The sequence below is a fragment of the Aquimarina macrocephali JAMB N27 genome, assembly GCF_000520995.1.
In the GTDB taxonomy this organism is placed as follows: domain Bacteria; phylum Bacteroidota; class Bacteroidia; order Flavobacteriales; family Flavobacteriaceae; genus Aquimarina; species Aquimarina macrocephali.
Map to the genome: position 1 here is coordinate 1 of NZ_JACA01000068.1, position 19800 is coordinate 19800.

General features: G+C 30.5%; 17 protein-coding genes. 8 read left to right on the forward strand and 9 right to left on the reverse strand.

The annotated features are described in order from the left end of the window. The first annotated feature begins 655 nt into the window (after positions 1-655). Positions 656-889: a hypothetical protein gene (locus tag Z054_RS0126160; protein WP_024772950.1), complete on the forward strand. Its 234-nt coding sequence runs from the start codon at positions 656-658 to the stop codon at positions 887-889. Positions 890-1148: 259 nt separating this feature from the next. Here Z054_RS0126160 and Z054_RS0126170 read toward each other — a convergent pair whose 3' ends face one another. The 5 genes from Z054_RS0126170 to Z054_RS0126190 form a co-directional block, all read right to left on the reverse strand. Beyond that, complete coding sequence (locus Z054_RS0126170) at positions 1149-1847, reverse strand: peptidase associated/transthyretin-like domain-containing protein (protein ID WP_152538683.1); 699 nt, start codon at positions 1845-1847, stop codon at positions 1149-1151. Beyond that, a complete protein-coding gene (locus Z054_RS0126175) occupies positions 1810-4002 on the reverse strand; it encodes a hypothetical protein (RefSeq protein WP_024772952.1) in 2193 nt (730 codons plus the stop codon). Before Z054_RS0126175 ends, Z054_RS0126170 begins: the two co-directional genes overlap by 38 nt. A gap of 18 nt (positions 4003-4020) precedes the next feature. Beyond that, entirely contained in the window at positions 4021-5583 is a 1563-nt protein-coding gene (locus Z054_RS0126180) for a T9SS type A sorting domain-containing protein (RefSeq protein ID WP_084050610.1), read from the reverse strand. 409 nt (positions 5584-5992) lie between these two features. Beyond that, positions 5993-6220, reverse strand: a complete 228-nt coding sequence (locus tag Z054_RS0126185; protein ID WP_024772954.1) for a hypothetical protein — start codon at positions 6218-6220, stop codon at positions 5993-5995. A 344-nt stretch (positions 6221-6564) separates the two neighbouring features. Further along, a complete protein-coding gene (locus Z054_RS0126190) occupies positions 6565-6837 on the reverse strand; it encodes a hypothetical protein (protein WP_024772955.1) in 273 nt (90 codons plus the stop codon). 626 nt (positions 6838-7463) lie between these two features. Between Z054_RS0126190 and Z054_RS0126200 the strand changes: the two genes are divergently transcribed. Beyond that, entirely contained in the window at positions 7464-7904 is a 441-nt protein-coding gene (locus tag Z054_RS0126200; RefSeq protein ID WP_024772957.1) for a helix-turn-helix domain-containing protein, read from the forward strand. A gap of 200 nt (positions 7905-8104) precedes the next feature. Here the strand turns inward: Z054_RS0126200 and Z054_RS0126210 are convergent, their stop codons facing one another. The 3 genes from Z054_RS0126210 to Z054_RS31185 form a co-directional block, all read right to left on the reverse strand. Then, a complete protein-coding gene (locus Z054_RS0126210) occupies positions 8105-8851 on the reverse strand; it encodes a hypothetical protein (protein WP_035093676.1) in 747 nt (248 codons plus the stop codon). Positions 8852-8876: 25 nt separating this feature from the next. Beyond that, on the reverse strand, positions 8877-9071 hold the full coding sequence (locus Z054_RS0126215) for a hypothetical protein (protein ID WP_024772960.1): 195 nt from the start codon (positions 9069-9071) through the stop codon (positions 8877-8879). A 526-nt stretch (positions 9072-9597) separates the two neighbouring features. Beyond that, a complete protein-coding gene (locus tag Z054_RS31185) occupies positions 9598-9852 on the reverse strand; it encodes a sigma factor-like helix-turn-helix DNA-binding protein (RefSeq protein ID WP_084050612.1) in 255 nt (84 codons plus the stop codon). Positions 9853-10340: 488 nt separating this feature from the next. Between Z054_RS31185 and Z054_RS31960 the strand changes: the two genes are divergently transcribed. The 6 genes from Z054_RS31960 to Z054_RS0126255 all read left to right on the forward strand — a co-directional run bounded on the left by Z054_RS31960 (position 10341) and on the right by Z054_RS0126255 (position 18461). Next, positions 10341-10505 carry a hypothetical protein gene (locus tag Z054_RS31960; protein WP_161635348.1) on the forward strand — a complete coding sequence of 55 codons (165 nt, stop codon included), beginning with the start codon at positions 10341-10343 and terminating at the stop codon, positions 10503-10505. Continuing rightward, on the forward strand, positions 10502-12145 hold the full coding sequence (locus Z054_RS0126230; protein WP_024772961.1) for a recombinase family protein: 1644 nt from the start codon (positions 10502-10504) through the stop codon (positions 12143-12145). The genes Z054_RS31960 and Z054_RS0126230 overlap by 4 nt, the downstream gene beginning before the upstream one ends. 649 nt (positions 12146-12794) lie before the next feature. Continuing rightward, positions 12795-14510, forward strand: a complete 1716-nt coding sequence (locus Z054_RS0126240) for a hypothetical protein (protein WP_024772963.1) — start codon at positions 12795-12797, stop codon at positions 14508-14510. 12 nt (positions 14511-14522) lie between these two features. After that, positions 14523-16193 carry a hypothetical protein gene (locus tag Z054_RS0126245; RefSeq protein ID WP_024772964.1) on the forward strand — a complete coding sequence of 557 codons (1671 nt, stop codon included), beginning with the start codon at positions 14523-14525 and terminating at the stop codon, positions 16191-16193. Between the two features lie 20 nt (positions 16194-16213). Continuing rightward, positions 16214-17254 (forward strand): esterase-like activity of phytase family protein, encoded by a 1041-nt coding sequence (locus Z054_RS0126250; protein WP_024772965.1) that lies wholly within the window; start codon positions 16214-16216, stop codon positions 17252-17254. A gap of 280 nt (positions 17255-17534) precedes the next feature. Next, on the forward strand, positions 17535-18461 hold the full coding sequence (locus Z054_RS0126255; protein WP_024772966.1) for a hypothetical protein: 927 nt from the start codon (positions 17535-17537) through the stop codon (positions 18459-18461). 330 nt (positions 18462-18791) lie between these two features. Here Z054_RS0126255 and Z054_RS0126260 read toward each other — a convergent pair whose 3' ends face one another. Further along, positions 18792-19292 (reverse strand): hypothetical protein, encoded by a 501-nt coding sequence (locus Z054_RS0126260; RefSeq protein ID WP_024772967.1) that lies wholly within the window; start codon positions 19290-19292, stop codon positions 18792-18794. Between the last annotated feature and the right edge of the window lie 508 nt (positions 19293-19800).

A 19800-nucleotide genomic window follows, 5' to 3' on the forward strand; every position in this document is an offset into this window, starting at 1 on the left:
CTATTCCTTATAGGAAGGAGCTGGAACTTTTTCCTATAGGAATGAGATGCAGCTATTCCTTTTAAGCAAGTAGTTGAAAAACTATTCGCAGACATTTCAGCTTCCCAATGTTTCATCAAAAAATGATTTTATGTTATTCAAATAGGAAAAAGCTGTTTTCAACTGACAAAGAACCTTAATAAAGCCTTAAGTCGCCGAACAGAAATAAAGTCTTTGAAAACTCTTAAAATAACTTTTGAGACATAGTATGTGGCTATTTCTTCATGCGGTTTTAGATGATATTTTCTAAACTCTCGATAAAACAAACACAAAGTGATATCTAACTGAAAAATATTTTCAAACCTTTTTTACTACAGTTTTCCAGTGATTAATTATCAGGGGGGATAAATTGGAATATCCTGGTATCAAAAAGACGAGAGCGAATTTATATTTTCTTTAACAATGTTTTTACGCAACGATAGCGTACCGATTGCAAATAATTAAGTTACTTTTAGGCTTGGATATATGCATCGTTTTTCTGAAATTTCTAATATCTTCATCGTCCTATCCAAGCATTATCAAATTCATGTTTGAAAATTATTTCACCATAAAATATAAATATATCTATCGCACGATACCATCTAAAACACGGAAAATTCTATAACAGCAAGAAGATATGAGAAGAGAAACAGTAATCAGAAGAAAAAGACCAACATCGAAACAACCAGAAAAAGATATAACTACAACTATGATTGATCAATCCAAAGAAATTTTAAAACATCCCGTTGTAAAAGGTCTTGCTATCGTGGCTGCTTTATATGGAGTGCTATTCATCTCAAAATATGTAATCAAGGAATATGCAGAAGTGGTCATAGCGACAAAAAAACTACGAGATGCGCACAGGTTATGAATATAAATAATATAAACAGAGCAATGGAAGCCACTCCCAAAAAAGATGTTGTAACGACAGTATTAAAAGTTCTATCAGCTGTATATTTGGTAATGAACATCATTAGGTTGGGGAAAGAATTAAAGAAAAAAGATGAAAAGGATTGAGACCTAAAATACTTATAAGCAAGGCTTTAACCCAAATTTGAAACCAATAAAAAAACAGAAACCGTAATAATTTACGGTTTCTGAATTAAAATGATAATCTTAAAGATTATTAACTATTCAAGTTCATTATTTGTTTTTTTCAAAATTACTTTTCTAAATTCTTCATCCTTTTTTTTAAGAAAGGTTTGGTTATCTTTTTCTATTATCTTGTAATTCCAGATTTCATCAGTTATATTACATCCATGAGAAATATCCAAATTTACTTGAATGTTATAATCAGAGTCATAATTCAGGAAAAACTCATACGGTTGATACCCTACAAAAGAAATTAATGATCGTTTTGGAATCTTAGTTTTTTTAGCTCTAAAACTAATAAGTCCATCTATATTTGTTGATTTACTTATCTTTTCACCATTCTCTATAATCACATTAGCATAAGGAATTTTGTTTCCTTTCATATCCACTACTCTAAAATTAATTGATATAGAATCAGAATTGTTTTCTTTTCGTTCAATATTATGATAATTCCTATAACTAACTTTTGTTAAATCAAAATGTAATGAAAGAGAATTTTTATCGATATAATAATGACCTACTCCATAATCGGAACCTACATCTCCAAATCTGCAATATCCATTATAAATAAAAGTATTGTTTTCTAAAAAAATAATACAATTATCTATCTTTTCACCTTTATCATATTGACAATACCTACCTGACAAATTTTGGGATTGCAATGTTAATGGTAATATACAAAAAAATACTACCAAGTAGTTAAGGACATTTTTCGCCTTTTGCATTTGATTTTCCATAACGTTCATTTTTTATTATTCGTTGAATTTTATCTTTCTTAGTTTGTGGCAAAGCTTTATAAGCAGATGATGTTTCTAATCCTCCCCATGATAAGTTTTCATAGTAATCCATTGGTAGTTTATGAAAATCCCAAGCTGCCAATGAATGAGCAAGACTTTCCACAAATTGCCCTATAAATTCATGCTGTATTAAGTTATTAGAATTATCTTCTTCCTTGTATTTTAAATATAAACGATTTAACATAACATCAATAGTAGTTCCTTGATTATCATATTGGTTATACAATAAAAAAGCATGCATACTTTCATGGATAATAGTTTTAGCAATAAACAATTGAGTTCCTTTTTTTATCAAATCATCATCAATTGTAATAGAGTACAAATTATTACCTTCATTTTTCGTTAACCCATTTTTTTCATTTCCATTCGGATCAAGACCTAACTGTTTTTCTTTAAAGATAATACTATATTCAGGATTTTTATCAAAAATATTTAAAATAAACGAACTTAAATGCTCTGTTCCTCCTCCAGAAATATCTGGATTAACAGATGCATGATTATCCTTAAGTCTTAACCTATCAATTATGTTTTTCATACAAGGTCCTACACTTGGGCCTAATGTAATCTCATCATCAAAATATGCTGTTCCTTCATTTGCTATAGCAATAGCTGCCACTGTTGCAAACCCCAAGCTCCCTATATACGGAGCTCCTACGTCAAAAAACATATCATATCTATATTGCCCATAAGGATATACGGTACTAAAATCATATAATCTACCCAAATCATGATTACTCATGTTGTTTATAGTAACTCCTGCTGCTTTAAACATATTTCTAAAAATCGAACCTTCTAATGCATAATGGTCTTGATCTAATTTAAATAACTCGTTAAAGAAATTACTAGCTCCTACAAGACCTCTATTTTCACCATCATTATTAAATTTCCATCTAAATACATGGTTAGCACCATCATTTAGATTTGTATTTGAAGTAGTACCACTATTCGGCACGGCGTATGGGTCATAGGTATCAATAGATACTTCATTTTTAATATACTTACTAATCGATTTTTCTATAAAATCCATTGGAAGGAAAGTATATTGATGATTTTCTAAATAACCTTTAGTAGTCTTTTTTAAGTTATTTTGAGCTGTTCCTAATAAAAAATTACGTTCATCTGCTCCAAATGAATTTAAAGCATAATTAAACAATGCCACATCATCCGAGATTTCATTAAATACAGGATGGGAATATCCATCCATTGGTGGGACTGTACCTCCTGTTCTAGCTATAAGGTTTGTCATATATTGGTTCTCATTATCTTCGAGGGTAAAAATATTATCAGGGTTACCAAATATGATATGAGGGATCTCCTGGTTTTTCTGGTTATTGATCCAAACCATATATCGGGTCATAAAACGTATGGCATCTTCCTGATTTAAAGATAAATAATGCACTAATAAATGCCCCGCTAAGGTGTTGGAAATATACCCATCTTTTAACATTCTCTGAAGACGACTATTACGTATACCATATTCGGTAGCAGCAGAGCGTTGATGGTTTCTAATACCCAATTGTTCATTTAATGCACTATTTACCTCTGCATCAGTCATGTCCTTAAGAAATTTATCATTATATTTTAAATCTCCATATTTGGGATTTGTAGTACCTTCACGTTTTCTAATATCCAATATCTTGGAGTATGTGGTAGAGCTCTGTAAAGCTCCATCATCATACCCTGTTGTAGATTTAAGAATGTTATCTGCTTTGGTAAAATATTCATTTGCAAGCTTATTGGTTTCTACCTCTTTAATATACTCCCTTTGGATGTTTTGAAAATTATAATCAGGAGATACTCCTGTTGGGCTATTGTATTGCGCAAAATAATTTATACCTGTAATTGCAGCAGCCAATAACAATTCCTGTTCATATAGCCATTTTTCCTTTTCTGTACTTGCTTCTATTTGGTGGTTAAACTTATCCAATTCAAACCTGACAATGCATAAACAGCTTCTTTCTGTACTACTATTTTTCTCTTCGCAATCAATACAGCTTTGTGTACCATCGTCTGAGTATTGAACAATCTGTGCGTATGTGGTGTTTGATATTAGGCATACCATACCCATTATCAGTAATTTATATATCGTTTTCATGTGTTTTTATAAGGTGGTTTATAGTTTTACAACAGTTTTAGAATAAGGGGCTCCGTTTATGGTCATTTGTATCACATAGGTACCACTGGGCAGTGCAGCACTATCCACCGTAATGGTTTGTGTGCCTTTTGCAATATGTTTCTGGCCAGGCATATATATTCTTTGCTTACCATAAAAATCATATACTGCCACTTCAACTTCTGCTGCCTGATCTAGCGTATAAGTGATAGCAAACTCATTACCAATAGGGTTGGGTGAGATGGTTGCAAAATTTTTATCCAATGCCAATGGTTTTGCCGATTTTAGAGATGTATCTGTAATAGAAGCTGTGGCAGATGCTGGAGTTTCTGGATATAAAACCATTCTTAATGGAGTATACACTTTCTCTTTTAATTCTTCTATTTCTGTATATCGTGTTGCCTTAACTATTAATGCCTGTTTACCATCTACGGTAGCTTGTTTAAAATTTAGGCCTTGAATACTATAGGTAAGCGTACTATGATCTGGATGGTCTTGTAAGTCATTTTGTAATGAGGGTAATACAAGAGGTATAAACTGACCAAAACCAAAACCACTCTCATATGTGGTACTAGTAATTTTGGCTAACCTAATATCATGAATCTTTGTTTCTCCATTCATCGTGAGTTCGAGCCTGATATCATCATAAGTACCATGATCTTGTCGTTTGGTAACAGATAGGGTAACAGGGATATATCGTTTTACACCAGCAGCAGTCCAGTCGTACTCTATAAAATGCCCCTGGAAATTGGTTTTCCCACTCCCGATAAGCGTTATGGGATTACGATGTGTATTATAGTTATTAATACTGGCCAAACGTTCCTCTGCCGAGATCGGTATCCAATCGCTACCTTGGTTTTGTAAAGTTTGTTTTAAGGTTCGGCTATTAAAGATGTTATTCTCTGACAACATCTGTAGTGCCTTAGCCTTGTCCTTAGGCATCCCATATCCATAATATTGCATAATAGCAAGCCAGTGCTTTGCCATAGGGTGATTACTACTCTCAAAATGAGTCTTGGCCTTAGTGACCAAAGATGTATTAGTGAAATCCTCAAGGGTTACCAAATTTTTCAGGTTAAGGTACCCTAATACATAATGTGCAATATCTGGTTTATAATCAAGGGTAATCAGTTTTTCAAAATCATTGGCTATTGTACCATATGCAAAATGGTGTTTTTCCTTATATCCATTGGATAACAGATTGATACTATGATCAAGCATAGCAGGAGGATATTGATGATATGCTGCTCTAAAAAGATGTAAAAAAGAGAGTTCCCGCCTCTTACCAAAAAGAAAAGCATAATCCCCTTTTTGTAAATGAAGCAGTCCTTTGGCATAGGCCGATGATGGGTTTGTCCTGCCATAAGAGGCTTCGGCACAAGGAGTAATATACTCGATCATTTTATCAATCAACCCTGGTGGGTAGTTTTTAAAATCATTTTTAGATTTTAGGATAATTTCTGCTTTTTGTTCGCAAGTTAAAGGTGTCGGTTCTTGTGCATAACTTTGATGCACCAATAATAAGGCAAGGCATAGCAAGCCCCATACAAAAGATTTGTTCATTTTTTTGGATTTTAATAATTAGTGTTTATCTGTTTTATTCATGCGTATCCACGCAGAATAATAGCGTTCAATTCAGACAATAGTTATCTAAGAGGACAAGTCCTGTTATTCTTTTATTGTCGAGAAGCCAAAAGTGTGTCGTACCTAGAATAAACACCTTTTGTATACTTCTATGATTTTAAGTTTTAGTGGAGGTAATACTGTGTTTTTTTCATAAGCTGGATTTTAGGTTGTTAAAATTGATATTCTTGATGCAATAGTAAAGCATGTGAGTTTCATTTTTCGGGACTTTGGCTTTCTTGTTGTTAATGTTGTGCGAATTATTGTTAAAACAAACATAAGTAGGTATTTGCTTTTTGCAGATTATGGGAAAGGGACCAAATGGTTCGGGAGACATAAAAAAGTAAGTTTATTCATTATATTCTTCATCACCGTACCAAAATTCATCGTATTGGACGCGATCAACTCCCAAAGGGTAATTATGTTTATCTTCATACTGTACCTCCTTGCCTAATAACAATGTAGAACTTAGTACATTTAATATCTCAAGGAAAAGCAAAGTAGCTGTGACCAATAATATGAGATTAAAAAGTGTTATGCTAAAAGTGGAGGTATGAATTTTTATGATAAGTTTCATAGTTCTTTAATTAGTGCTAAATTTTATGGCGATCAAAACATGACCATTAACAAGGAGGATAAGTTCCTACCAGGTGCATTAGTATCGCTCCTACTATTATACCAAGCAAAAAGATCAGTACTTGTGCAGTAAACTTGACCTTATTTATTTTCATTTAATTATGATTTGGTTTTCATTTAAAAGGATACGGGAGCAGAATCATAAAGGGGTATTTAACACAAACTCAACTTATATTATGATGTTTTGCGCTCCCGTATTCCTCACTAAAAGTCTAGCAACACACTAGATGGGGTAATTTTATTTAGAATGTCTTACTTATTTTGGGCGTAGAGTACTTTATGATACTAAGAAGCATATTTTAATTCACTCTTTTTTTTATTAGGTAGTTTTATATCTATCCTGTAGAAATGCACCATATAACGTGCCTGGTATATAAAATCTATACTATCATCAACAGACTTACCCTCTATATACAATTGATTGATCCACTTAAAAAGCAAACACTCATATTCACGTTTGCTTGCCACTTCTTCAAAAAATAGATTTGGTTCTAAGTGAAGCCTTTTAATAATTTCTATACAAAATTTATAATACCTTTCATCGTTTTCTATATTCATAGGTTCAAGATTTTATTAGTTAATAAGCATTTTTTTTATTTCCTCTACTGTTTCATCAATGGATTTTCCTTCATTGGGAGGTTTTAGTAGTGAAGTTATAAACTAATTTTTGTTAACTCTAGATTGTTCATATATGTATTATTTTAGGATTAGTCTATTTTGAATGATTTCTAAAAATTTGACATTTTTTTTAAATACTTGAATAGTATTAATATTCGTTCACTATTTAGAGTCCGATCTTCTGTAACAAATTTTTGAATTGAACTTGCAGGAAAACCTAGTTGTCGTTCTAAAGCTCTTATTTTTATAATTTTCTTGTATTTTATTAGCCAGTTTTTAACTCTTATTTTTCTATGATCAATATCCATTTTTAAAATCTTTAAGATTATTAAAAAAAGCTAGAATATTGGGGTGTATTCCTCTTTTATAAATAGTAACCTATTAGTGATTTATATAGAAGTTTCATCACTGATTTCAATTTCCAACTTCAGTTAGCAATGTTTTATTTCTGGTTTAGTTCGCTTTGCTATGAAATTCTATATATTTGTATATCACACTATAAATATAAGGAATTTTACAGAAAAACAAATAATAATTCTGTAAAATTCAATTATTTTCTGTTTTTTATGGATACAAAAGGAGAAAGAATAGAATTTGTTAGAAAAAAAAGAGGATTAAGTTATCCTAAAATGGCAAATCTCATTGGTACAATTAAGGGAGATGCTTTAAGAAAAGCTATAAAAAGTGATTCTGTAAAGGAATACTATATAACTTTAATTTCTAATAAACTAAATATAAATGAGGAATGGATTTTAACAGGTAATGGCGAATGGGAAGATGTAGATGGAAGCATTAATAATCCTGATGAGAGAATGTATTTAGAGAAAAATGGGGTTAAAATATATATTAAGGAAATAACTCGATATTTGGACAAAAATGAAGAAGAGCTAAAAGAAAGAGAAGAAGATTATCGGCTTTGGTGGGCAGACAAAATCAATAATGGTATGTTTAGATTTTTTAAGGAACATGGAATAGAGGTTAGAGTTAATAATAAAGAGGAAGGTTAATTATTATATTAGGATTTTGTTGTTTAAAAATGTCCACTAACTCCTGTAAACGGGCATTATCTCTCTTAACTTTTTTACTTAAATATTTTTCATATTCCTGATTACTCTTTTGCAAAGATTCTTTGGTTAATAAATCTAACTCCCTCAAATTTCGCGCATTAGATTGAATTTTATTTTTGCTCGCCATAATTCAAAAAAACTTACTTTTTAACAATTTCGTTAACATTATCGAATTCTCTATGATAAAGTCTCACATATTCTTCCTTTTGTTCTTCACTGATAAACTTATCATTCACATCAATAATGATATAATCAAATAATCGTTTTACAGCATTTCTCAATTTTTCAAAACCAATATAGGCAGGAGGCGTAAAAAAGAATTTTTTGGCTAAGAACCAAGCAATTAATTTATACGAAATGTAAGCAGAAGTTAAGAATGCAACCATCCAAACAGATCTATCCAAATCCATTTTTGGAGAAATTGCCCAAATTATATATACAAGTGAAGTAATAAAAGAAGCTTGAGAAATAAGCTTTACTAATTCTGCTACTGAGCTATATTTTTCTCTTTTGAGAAATACACTTATTATATACAGCAAAATAGCTATACAAAACAAAAAGATAGGAACACCAATAGCACTAAGAAAAAAGTTTAAATGATTAAAACCTCTTACCTTATGTTCAGCTTTTACTTTATCTAATATCGCTTTCGCATTATTAGAATTTTCTGCTTTTATAGAATAATCTTGTCTTAAGCCTGCAACCTTTGTTTTGAAATCCTCTGACCCAATACTACCATTTAAATGGTTGTCAATTAACAATAGTATCTCATCTCGGGTTTTGTCTCGATCATTTCTAAGTTTAACATTATTACTCCTTGCTTCAGTAATTTTAGGAGGCTTAGAGTCTGTTAATAGTTGAGAAAAAGCTGCAATGACAGAAATCACCACAGCCGTTATCACAATTGTTTTTCTAATTGTAGTCTTCGTCCTCGTCTTCTCCTGGATTTCCAATTGATCCCTGATCACCTTTATCACTAAATTTTTCTTCGATTAATACTCCTTGTTCATCTTCAATTTCTGTAGGAGAACAAGCATTAAATAGTAACGTGGTTAAAAATAAAAAAGATAATGTAGAAATTGCAGAAATTGTTTTTTTTAAGTTCATATCACTAATTTTAAGGTTAAATTTAATTACTTTGAATAGATGTAATCATTTGATAATCAATGAAAAGTAACAATTAAAATTCATTTTTACACTATTGAAAAAAACGAATTTATATGCTACATTTGCATCCTTTTTTTGAGGTTTTATATGCTTTTTTTAGTTTTTTTTAACAAAAAAATCACTCATAAATGTCAGAATGGTATTGCAAGATATACAAAAGTGTATGTTTTTATATTTATCAACCTGATTATCAGATGTTTGAAAACCTCAAAAATAGTAAGTTAAACCCGTAATTTTTATATTTGTAAATAAACTTTATTTAGAAAATTACTAGAAATGTAATGCCTTATTTTTAAGTATTATTATAAAAAAACAATTGCAAAGTTGATTTTATGGTTTTTCAGTTTTCTAAATGGGACGATGTTCTGGAAGATTTAAAAGAGCGGAATGATTATGTAGCTATAGACAAAGCCACATATACATTATTGTATAAATACCTATATAAAAAGTTTAGAGATTTTATAAGTTAGAAGTAAAAAACATCTTCAACCGCTTTTAAAAAAGAATAAAAAAACAAAGACAACCCCACAAGCAAAACAGGAATTACCACCACACATAGGCGTATCATTTCATCCCGAACAGTCATCATCACCATACGCATATGAATTTCTACGGTACGCTCAGAGATATTGTGCATTTTAAGTATTTCTCTATACTTATAGTTGTTTAATTTGCTAAGTGTATAAATATACTTACGTTTTTCGGAGAGTTGATCTATTATTTGCTACAATACCGATAATTGGGTTTCTATCTATAGATGAATCAATATTTTCAATTTCCTGTGTAGGCTCAATTCTGTTTTCTAAAGAATCAAACTCACAACTTGATAATCGATTGAATGAACATTTTGCATGACTGATTTTTTTAAGATTATTCTTAATTAAAGATAAAATTTAGTTGTTTTTTTCAATAGTTTTACTCAATTGAAAACGTCAGAAGTGATAGTATACATTAGTTTAATCATTAAATAAGTTGATGTTTTCTTTGTTTTCCTACAAATTTTATCCAAATTAGACAAGTTCAAAAATTGTCTTTATATGGTCTTGATTTTCAATAAAAGGACATTTTTGGCGAAAAAATCAATTTTTTAATTGTACTGTTTGTGTCTTTCGGAAGACTATATTTTCTGGGTGAAGACAATATTTTCAAGCTGTAATATTACTGGAATTCACCCCTCTATATTCGTTGTGAAAACGAATATAGGAGTAGATGGAAACACAGGAACAAGAAAATGATGTAAAGGTTTTGACAGTTGATGAACTACGTTCTTATGAAGGGTTAGAAGATTTAACTGAAGAAGAAGCTGTAGGAATTATTAAATCACTATACAAATTAGCTGTAATAGGTATAGACATAATGAAAAACAAAAAATGAGCTTAGATTATTTTGAAAAATTTATTGTAAAAGCAGAAAAAGAAATAACTGTTAATAACAATGTTTGGGTATATACCAGAGTTTCCAGTAAAGATCAAGAAGTAAATAAAAGTCTGAAATATCAAAAGAAGTTTGCAGAAGGATACGCCCTTGAAAATGGTTTAGTAATAACAAAATATTTTGGGGCCACTTACGAAAGTGCAAAAGGAGATTTTACAAGAAAAGAGTTTAAAAAGCTAATTACAGAAGTTTCCAAAACAAAAGACAAGCCATTTGCCATACTCATATACAAAATGAATAGGTTTTCACGAAGTGGAGCAAATGCAATAGCACTTACTAATGAGTTGGTACATCAAAACAATGTGCATCTTATAGAGGTTAATTCTGGAATTTCTACCGAAACACAAGACGGCGAATATCAGATACTAAAAAAACTGTTAAGGGCAAGAAAAGAAAACTTGGAGCGAATGGAACATACTTTGCCTGGTATGAAAACATTTTTAGAAGATGGAAATTATTTAGGCAGAGCCCCTTTAGGATATACACTGAAAGGCACAAGGGTTACAGAGTTTAGCAGAAGAAGTGAACGCCAGCAAATCGAAATCAACGAAGATGGTAAACTATTAAAAAAAGCATGGCTTATGAAAGCCAACGGCGAAAAGGATTATATCATTCAGCAGGAAATGGCGAAATATGGTCTTAACATATCCAAACAGAAATTAAGTACAATGTGGCGTAAAGCTACCTACTGCGGTATTTCTACAAATAGATTGCTGGATAAACCCGTGAAAGGAAACTGGAAGCCTATTGTATCAATAGCAAACTTTAAAAGAGTACAAGCAATTTTAGACACTCCTAGAAATAGAAGTTATCAGATAAGCAAACAAAATCTTGACAGACCTCTAACAGGGTTTTTAAAATGTATGTCTTGTTGTAACAAGTTAACCAGCTACGAGGTAAAGAAAAAAAAGTTACACTATTACACTTGCCAAAAATGCAAGGGAGTCACTTTAAACGCAAATTCTAGTAAAAGATCATTAAAAAAAGGGGTACACGATACCTTTATAGAGTTGTTGGAATCATTTAAACTAGATAAGCATCTTATAGAGCCGTTTAAGGCGCAAATAAAGCTGTTATTGAAAAATCATAATGATGATCAATACGAACTAAAAGAAACGATAGAAAAGCGCATAAAGGCTTTAAAAAGTAAGTGCCAAAAATTGGTAGACAAACTTATGAATGACATAATTGATGATTATACATACAAGTCATATAAAGAGGAAATAGATAAAGAGTTATTGCAATTAAATGTAAATCTCAAAAGTCAAAGCAAAAAAATATCTAACCTTGATGATTTTGTAAACTCAATTATTGTTTTTTCGCAAAACATAAGTAAATACTGGGCTTTGGGAAGTTTTGAAATAAAAACCAAACTGCAAGAATTGATTTTTCCTAAAGGTTTAACGATTAATCCAGAAAACAGACAATATCTAACCAATGAAATCAATTTCTTATTCGCTCTAAACACAACAATAACAAGGGATATGGGAATTTACAAAAAAGAAAAAGCCAGTATAAATACTGGCTTGTCCTGTTTAGTAGCGGGAACAGGACTCGAACCTGTGACCTTCGGGTTATGAGACTAAAAAAACAACTTTCAACCCACTGTTTATAAGGGTTTTGAGATTTTGACGTGCTGCATTTCCACACATTTCCACACATATCAGCGCTTAAAATCAGCACGTCTAATTGACGTGCTGATTTGTAATATTAGAGTTCATACTACTCCGTTTAATTTCCTCCATATTTTTTAAAAGAAAACTATTGATTTTAACAAAACTGATGAGTTCTTTTTTAGGAATAATGAGCTATTCGATCTTAGAAACGAAAGCATTGAAAACTTCGAGAGGTTTACCACTATGTTTTTCAATAAAGAATTTTTTAGCAAGTATTCTGAGATTAGGGATTTCATTAAAAAACTACCCAATAGCGGGTATTTTACAGCTAAACCATTGTATACTAACATTTTTTACGTACATTTAAAACTCTTAACGAATCCCACGTATCGTCAAAAATACAAATTACCCCGTTTTCAAACGCTAGGTTTGGAAGCGGTTTTTTTATTACTTTTTTTTGGAATGATGATTAGAAGTAATACCGCTTATCTTAGGAATTAGTTATTGCTCCAACAATCTATTCATAGTGCGATAAATAAATCTGGTGTCAAAAATTATTAAGTCCAAAATAAGAAAAGGAAGAAATCATGTGTAAGAAAGATATATTTTAGTAATGAGTGGTACAGAACTACTAATATCATTTAGCATTATCATGATGATGCTGAGTTTTGTTTCTGAAAGGCTTTCTAATCTAATTAAGCTGTATTATCAGAACAAAACTATTTTCATCCCATATCCTCATAAAGGATTTAAAGGAAAATTTTTGTGGGGTTTAGAAGCCAAACTAAAAATTCTAGCAAATCGTCAACCAACAGTTCAATCTGAAAAACAGCGAGAATATAGAGTTCTTGTTATAAATATTCTTGTAGGTATAGCTATAGCAATATTTTCAAATGCGAACTTCTTCGAACTTATTAAAAGTATATCGACTTTCAAAGGGAATGATAACAATAACATAAATATCATTCTAGGGTGGACAATTGACCGATTTACGGGTGATGACAAATGGTGGTTACTTGCAGGCGCAATCTATATACTACTGTTATTATGGTCTTTAAGCCTCATTCTATTTAACCAACTTGTAGAAACTGATAATAAAATTTCAAAACGAAATATTAAATGGCCGTTTATTAGCGTGATTGGGATAAGTATTATTGCATATATAATAATCCTTATATGTGGAGATGATTCAAAGAAGGAGGTTTCTGCGATTTTTCAACATACAATAGGATATGTAATTACAGGGCTGTTTTTAAGTTTAGGTTCAAAGTTTTGGCATGATTTATTAGACCTCTTATTCAAATACAAAAATGTGCAACAGCACCTAAATCAGAAAAGCACTTATACAGATTATGACAACCCTGAACAAATTCTATCATTAGCTAATACTTCAGAATATGAAGTAGTTGATAGACTTATGGAAGAGTATCAGGGAAAAATTAATAAAATAAAAGGCGTAGTGTCTATTGGTAAAAATACTTTTCTACATAAGAGAAGTGGTCTGTATAGAAAAATTATCGAAGTAGAATTTACCACACCCTCTGCACAGGAGGAGCTATATGAATTAATTAACGAAGGGAGTGTAACAATAGATTACAATACCTTTTATTTAAGAGATTATCTGAAGCCATTATATACCTCGAAACTTACAGCGGTTGGAAACGACAAGGATCTTAATACAACTGGAAATTGGAGTGAGCGAATCAAAGAAGTAAAACCTATTTGCTATGCTCACAATGAAAAACATAAGAGCAATTTAGGTTCTTTCAGGCTTTTTAAAGAAGATGATGGAACTATATATGCTGAGAGTAATTTTCATGTATTTGCCAGCAAAAATGATCTAGAACAAGCACATAAACTTGGAGGGGTGTATGAACCCAAAGACAAAACAGTTCTTCTATTTATAGGTGATAATCCCCATGAAGAAGCTACTATAATTGAATTTAATTTTGGCGAGGGTAATGGGACACGCAAAGACTATTGTAAAGCAAAGCTAAAATCTAATGACATTAATATCTTGAAAAAATATAATAAAGTTGTTGATTACAAATGGCTGTTAGAGAACGAAAATGACAAAATGAAAATGTTTGGTGCTACAACGAAGGAAATTAGTTTTTGGAAAAATAAATCATTGACTTATTGTCATATTAAATACAAAACCTTTTATAAAGAATTATGGCTTTACAAAATTGAAGCAAGAGCAAAACATATCAACTTTGGTGATAGCGGGGCTATGCTTTATTACTATGATAATGATAACAAGTTGAAAAAAGGGCTGATTGTTGCTAAAAGTGATCATTACGCCTACATGTTTGATTTAAATAACTAAAAATTTAAAATTATGCTTAAAAAATTTCTCACAAATTCCATCCTTATTTTACTAATTCCTATATCAGTAATATCTCAAACTACTCCCGGAAAAGTATTAATTTACTCAGAAAATGGTAAATTAAAATACCAAATAAAAAACTCAAGTTTGGCAACCATTAAGAAAGGTATCATAACTAAAACTGATTTATTTAAATATGCTACAGAAATTAAGGCTTATTTCAATGAAGAACAACTAAATAAAGATAGTGGCACTACATTGTTTAGGAATTGTAAAGACTTTACGGAAGGCAAATTGAATTTTAAATACAATTGTAACAATAATTATGTTGAATTATGGATTAATGGTAAGGATAATGACAAATATACAATTTGGTATTGTGATAGGGATGAGAATTGGAAATTTACCACAGATGAGGAAGAATATAAAAAATGTAAAAATACAAAAGCTAAAAAACCAAAAACATCAAATAAAGATTCTGTTACTACCTCTTATAAAGACATAACTGAGATACCAAAACCTGATTTTCAATCTCGTATAAGAGATACACTTTTTGACAAACAAAATAGATTTCTTCTTATCGATGCTAATCCTAATCCAAATTATAGCTCTAGTGTAAGACTTGTTAAACGACGTAAGGTAGATAATAATGGTTCATTTTTAATTAAAGATAAAGAAGCTAAAGCGGTAAGCACTAAGGGGAACATCTCAGTTTTCCTCAAAAATTATAACATCACAGAATTAGAAAATATTACTGTAACAATAAATAATAGAGATTATGAATATAATACAGGCCTTGGTGAGCTTGTAAACCCTAAAACACCAGATGATAAGGAAACCGAAGCTAAAAAACCTGAAGACTCCATAAAAACGGTTAGTACTCCTGTCAGCCCTATTGAGGCCAGAACAGCATATTTAAAAGAGTTTTATAACAAACTTCAAAGTATTGATCATTTAAATACTAATGATATTGCACGGTTAGAAAATTATAAGAATACGTTAAAGACTGTCAAGGAAAATCAAGATTTGGATATTGAACTTAATGATAAAGGAACAAAGCTTTACGAAAAAATACTATCCTATTCACCTTTATGGGTTGGACTTACTCCGATAGCGCCAGCAGTAAAAGATACTGATGAAATAGAGATTAGTGCGAGCATAGAATACGAAAATAAACCCAAAAACGACATATTCGTAGGACATTACAAAACTATTGGAGGATTAGCTGTAGATATTGGTGGTAATTTTTTTCTAACCGGTTTAAGAAATAATAAAATATTTACAGATAGTGTTACGGTTGGTGATACAAAAGAGTTAAGAGCTAAAATCGGAAATAAAAATCAAAGATCTTTGGGTTATGGGCTAAATGCTGAAGTTTCATTAAGAACAGGTTCCCTGTTAAGGCCAACCATTAATATTGGATCTTTCATTCCCTTCGAAGAAGATATTTCCCCATACTTTGCTTTAGGGCCAGGAGTTAGCTTAGTAAGTAAAAAAGTAAAAATACGATTTGCAGCAGGAATCGCTTATGGTAAAGTAAACGCTATAGCAGAACAATATAGAGATCGTGACCTGTCGGATTTTGAAAACTTAACCAATGAGTCTTTAACCGAAAAAGTATGGGATTCTAGTTGGTATATAAGTGTAGGGATAAGATATGTATTTAACAAAAAAGAAGATTAATACTTTTAAACTTAGAACTCATGAAAATACAGTTTGTGCAAAATTTACTTGTTCATGTTTTTATTCTAATATTCTCTTGTGTTTTTGCGCAGAATGAAAATAAGTTGCCTTATATAAAATATAAAATATGGAATGCATCAAATGATCAGGTTTTTAGTGATAACAACATTGAAGAGAGCGAACTATATAAGCTATCTAATTTCAAAACAATTGATTTTAAAGGAGGGATTATCTTAGAAGGAGATGTAATCTGTCAAAAGCGAAATTCTTTTGGAGGGTTATCTGCAATTGAAGTATCTAAAAATGGAGAAATTGCGACCGTAATTTCGGATTATAGCTCTGTCGGAAGCTTTTGTGGTTCTTCAAAATATCAATCTAAGTGGTACAAGCTCAAATTAGACTATGATAACTTTAAGACACTCATAAAAGCAACACTTATAGAGCAAGGAAATTTAAAAAATGAAAAGGGCAATATTATAGATGGAAAAGTAGAATCAATAGCTAGTATTGGTAATAAGTTATATTTAAGTAGTGACCAAGATAATAAGTTGTTAGTATTTTCAAGTTTAAATAAAAAAGCGCTAGACAATATTACTTTTTCCAAATGCAATGTAAACGTAGAGGCAATCACTCATACAAAAATAGGTGGCCTCCTTGCTATTGAAGAGGGTAACTGTCCTGGTTACAGAGATGTATGGATTATAACCCCAAAAACTAAATCTCATTCTATGTCACTATATAAGAGTAATTATGATAAGGTAGCAGGGGCAACTACTCTAGATAACGGGGATATTTTACTTTTAGAAAAATCTTTTGATGAAAACAAAAGTAGTACTAAAATGGCATTAATGTTACTTAAAAGTGATGATATAAGAAAAGATAAATTAATTACAACTCCGATCTTAGAGGTCGATTATTCTATAATTCTAGATAATTTTGAGGGCATTACATCGTACGAAAATAATGGGAAGAAATATGTGTTAATTGTATCTGATGATAACGGAGATCGGTCCAACAATGCTCAAAGAACATTATTACTACATTTTGAGCTTAAATTTTAATCCTAAATAATGTTTTTTTATACTAATAACCTTAAATAACCCGAAATATTTCGTCATACTCAAGACTTCCTCGTTTGAATAATTCCAATGGCAATCTTTTGTCTATGTGTACTCCCTAATGTTCTATTATGATTCTAGATAAAATGTACCCGCTAGTTTTTCTTTTTCACCCACTAAAACAACCATAAATAACGTGGATAAGTCTAATTTATAGACGGGGTCGAGCGAATTAATCATTTAAAGATTTTATTCATATTTTTATTTGAAATAAAACTAGTTAATGAAAAGCGTAAAATCTTTTATTAAGGCATTAGGAAAAAACTATTACTTAGATTTTATTATTGAGCCTCACTCTGAGGATATCGATTTTAATAGAAATTTTGTCTTAGTAGAGTATCAAAACAAACAATATTATGAAAAAAATATAGAATTAATAGAAATTCATCAAAATGAAATCATTAACAAAATTGGTAAAATGTATGAAAATGCATTGGCTCAAATTTATTTAAAACTATCAACTACTGATTCCAAAAATCTAGATGGATTTATAAAGTTTAATATTAAAGCTGCAAACATACAACTTAGAACGATAAAATCTGATTTTGACATAAACGATAAGAGATCAAGATACTGTTCAACTCTTATAGACAATGAAGAAATTCAACAGTTATCTTTAATTAATTCCCGCAAGATAGATATTAATGATTATCCCGAAGATAGTTCTATGTCAAGTATCATTGAATCATTGATTAGTAGTGAAAAGTATCAAAATAAAGAAATAGCAAGAAGTATGTACTACCTAGATTTTCATATAACACGATTCAAAATATTAAGTTCTTTACCTTTTTCTCTTTTCCATATTGCAAATCGCTTTGTTAATGACTTGATGCATATTCAAAATATTATAGAAGAATTAAATGATTCAAAACAATTAGCTGTCAAAATAAAATGGCTTGGAAAGAAAACCCATATTGGTTATATATTTAGTAATCTAGCACAAGAAGGCTATATAGATGCTCCAAAATCGAGAAATGGTGAAACTAATTACACAGCTTTCGCAAAATTAATTAAAGAACTTTTTGATGTTAATGTTTCGGAAGGCACACTACGAAAATACCTAAATCCATCTGATGATAAGTTTGACGAAAATAAAAAAACTTTTGAAAAACAAAAATATTTCTTACCCAATGTCAAATTGGTAAATTAGACCGTTCCGGAACTTATCGGAACGTTATATCTGTATTCTTTTGAGTTACTTTGATCTAACAAATACTTGAAAATGGAATATCAAAATATAAATCTTAACTTATTAATTTTATTAATTTTCTCACTGATATTTTTTATTCTTCTTTGGATAATGCCTACGAAAAAGTCAGATATAGTAATCAAACGAATTGTTACTATAATAAATTCGTTTCCTTTAACCAAAATCTGTGATTTGATTATCACACACTTTGAGAGGAGAAAGAATGATTAAAATTAATGATCGTTTTATTGAACTTTTATATTGTTAGTGGCTGTAATGTTTTATCCTATCTTAAATGAATAAGCTTTTACACTTAAGTTTTATTTCTTTCGCAGCATCTATTATACTATTTAAGTCTAGAATTTCTCCATGAATAACAAGAGTGTTATTGTAAGAGTTATATCCTCTATGACAAGATTCCATTCCAAATGAACGTAAGGATGGATTCATAGCAAAATCAGTATAAGAGTAACTATTCTTGTCTTCAAAAAAGTCATTTATGAAATCATCATAATGTTCAAATTTATTTCTGAACTTTCTATTTTTTAAAACGCATTTAGAATCAATTGTAAGGAGTTTCCTAAGTTCTTGACCTCTTTGTGCATATTTCCTTTTTGGCCACAAAATTTTGGAAATATTACTTGACGAAATTAAAATAGATTGAATATCTGACCATATTCCAATATGATCAAATGCATCTGCCGATTTTTTTAAGCGCTCTTGAGCATGTGATACAAGATCAGCATGGAAAATTATTTCTGATATAAAAGCCCCTTCTTGGATTAGTTTCATGTTTTTTTGACAAATTTATTTTTAAACTACGCAGTCATTTTGCGTAATTAAATCTTATTTATATCATAATTCCATAGAGATCGGTTTATTAAACTTTTTTTTATTTTTAGAATATCGTCCATGGATCAAATCCTACGGCTTCAATCGCTGGTGCTAATTCTTCTGCGATAAATTCTTTTTCTTCAGTATCCAATTCGTCCCATGGAAGTTCATCCACAATATTTGAAACTTGTTTGAGCTTAGTTTCTGAAGATTCATTTGAATTATAAATTTTTTCAAGTTTTTTAAGGAAGTCATTCGTGGCTTTTCTGAGAATCAAAATTACTGATTGTTCAGACGGATTTAGTCCACGAGCTTCCCAATTCTTTGGGTTTTCGTATATGTCTGAAGTGGATATTTTTTTATTATACTTTCAAAATTGCTGTCAGTCATATTAGTCTTTAAAGTTTTATTGGTCAGTTTGCCTTTTTCTACACTTTGTCCATTACAAGAGGTCAAAAAAAGTGTT

Excerpts from the sequence above, each read along its gene's own strand:
- Z054_RS0126160 (WP_024772950.1), top strand. The coding sequence starts at position 656 with ATGAGAAGAGAAACAGTAATCAGAAGAAAAAGACCAACATCGAAACAA.
- Z054_RS0126170 (WP_152538683.1), bottom strand. The coding sequence starts at position 1,847 with ATGGAAAATCAAATGCAAAAGGCGAAAAATGTCCTTAACTACTTGGTA.
- Z054_RS0126175 (WP_024772952.1), bottom strand. The coding sequence starts at position 4,002 with ATGAAAACGATATATAAATTACTGATAATGGGTATGGTATGCCTAATA.
- Z054_RS0126180 (WP_084050610.1), bottom strand. The coding sequence starts at position 5,583 with ATGAACAAATCTTTTGTATGGGGCTTGCTATGCCTTGCCTTATTATTG.
- Z054_RS0126185 (WP_024772954.1), bottom strand. The coding sequence starts at position 6,220 with ATGAAACTTATCATAAAAATTCATACCTCCACTTTTAGCATAACACTT.
- Z054_RS0126190 (WP_024772955.1), bottom strand. The coding sequence starts at position 6,837 with ATGAATATAGAAAACGATGAAAGGTATTATAAATTTTGTATAGAAATT.
- Z054_RS0126200 (WP_024772957.1), top strand. The coding sequence starts at position 7,464 with ATGGATACAAAAGGAGAAAGAATAGAATTTGTTAGAAAAAAAAGAGGA.
- Z054_RS0126215 (WP_024772960.1), bottom strand. The coding sequence starts at position 9,071 with ATGAACTTAAAAAAAACAATTTCTGCAATTTCTACATTATCTTTTTTA.
- Z054_RS31960 (WP_161635348.1), top strand. The coding sequence starts at position 10,341 with ATGGAAACACAGGAACAAGAAAATGATGTAAAGGTTTTGACAGTTGAT.
- Z054_RS0126230 (WP_024772961.1), top strand. The coding sequence starts at position 10,502 with ATGAGCTTAGATTATTTTGAAAAATTTATTGTAAAAGCAGAAAAAGAA.
- Z054_RS0126240 (WP_024772963.1), top strand. The coding sequence starts at position 12,795 with ATGAGTGGTACAGAACTACTAATATCATTTAGCATTATCATGATGATG.
- Z054_RS0126245 (WP_024772964.1), top strand. The coding sequence starts at position 14,523 with ATGCTTAAAAAATTTCTCACAAATTCCATCCTTATTTTACTAATTCCT.
- Z054_RS0126250 (WP_024772965.1), top strand. The coding sequence starts at position 16,214 with ATGAAAATACAGTTTGTGCAAAATTTACTTGTTCATGTTTTTATTCTA.
- Z054_RS0126255 (WP_024772966.1), top strand. The coding sequence starts at position 17,535 with ATGAAAAGCGTAAAATCTTTTATTAAGGCATTAGGAAAAAACTATTAC.
- Z054_RS0126260 (WP_024772967.1), bottom strand. The coding sequence starts at position 19,292 with ATGAAACTAATCCAAGAAGGGGCTTTTATATCAGAAATAATTTTCCAT.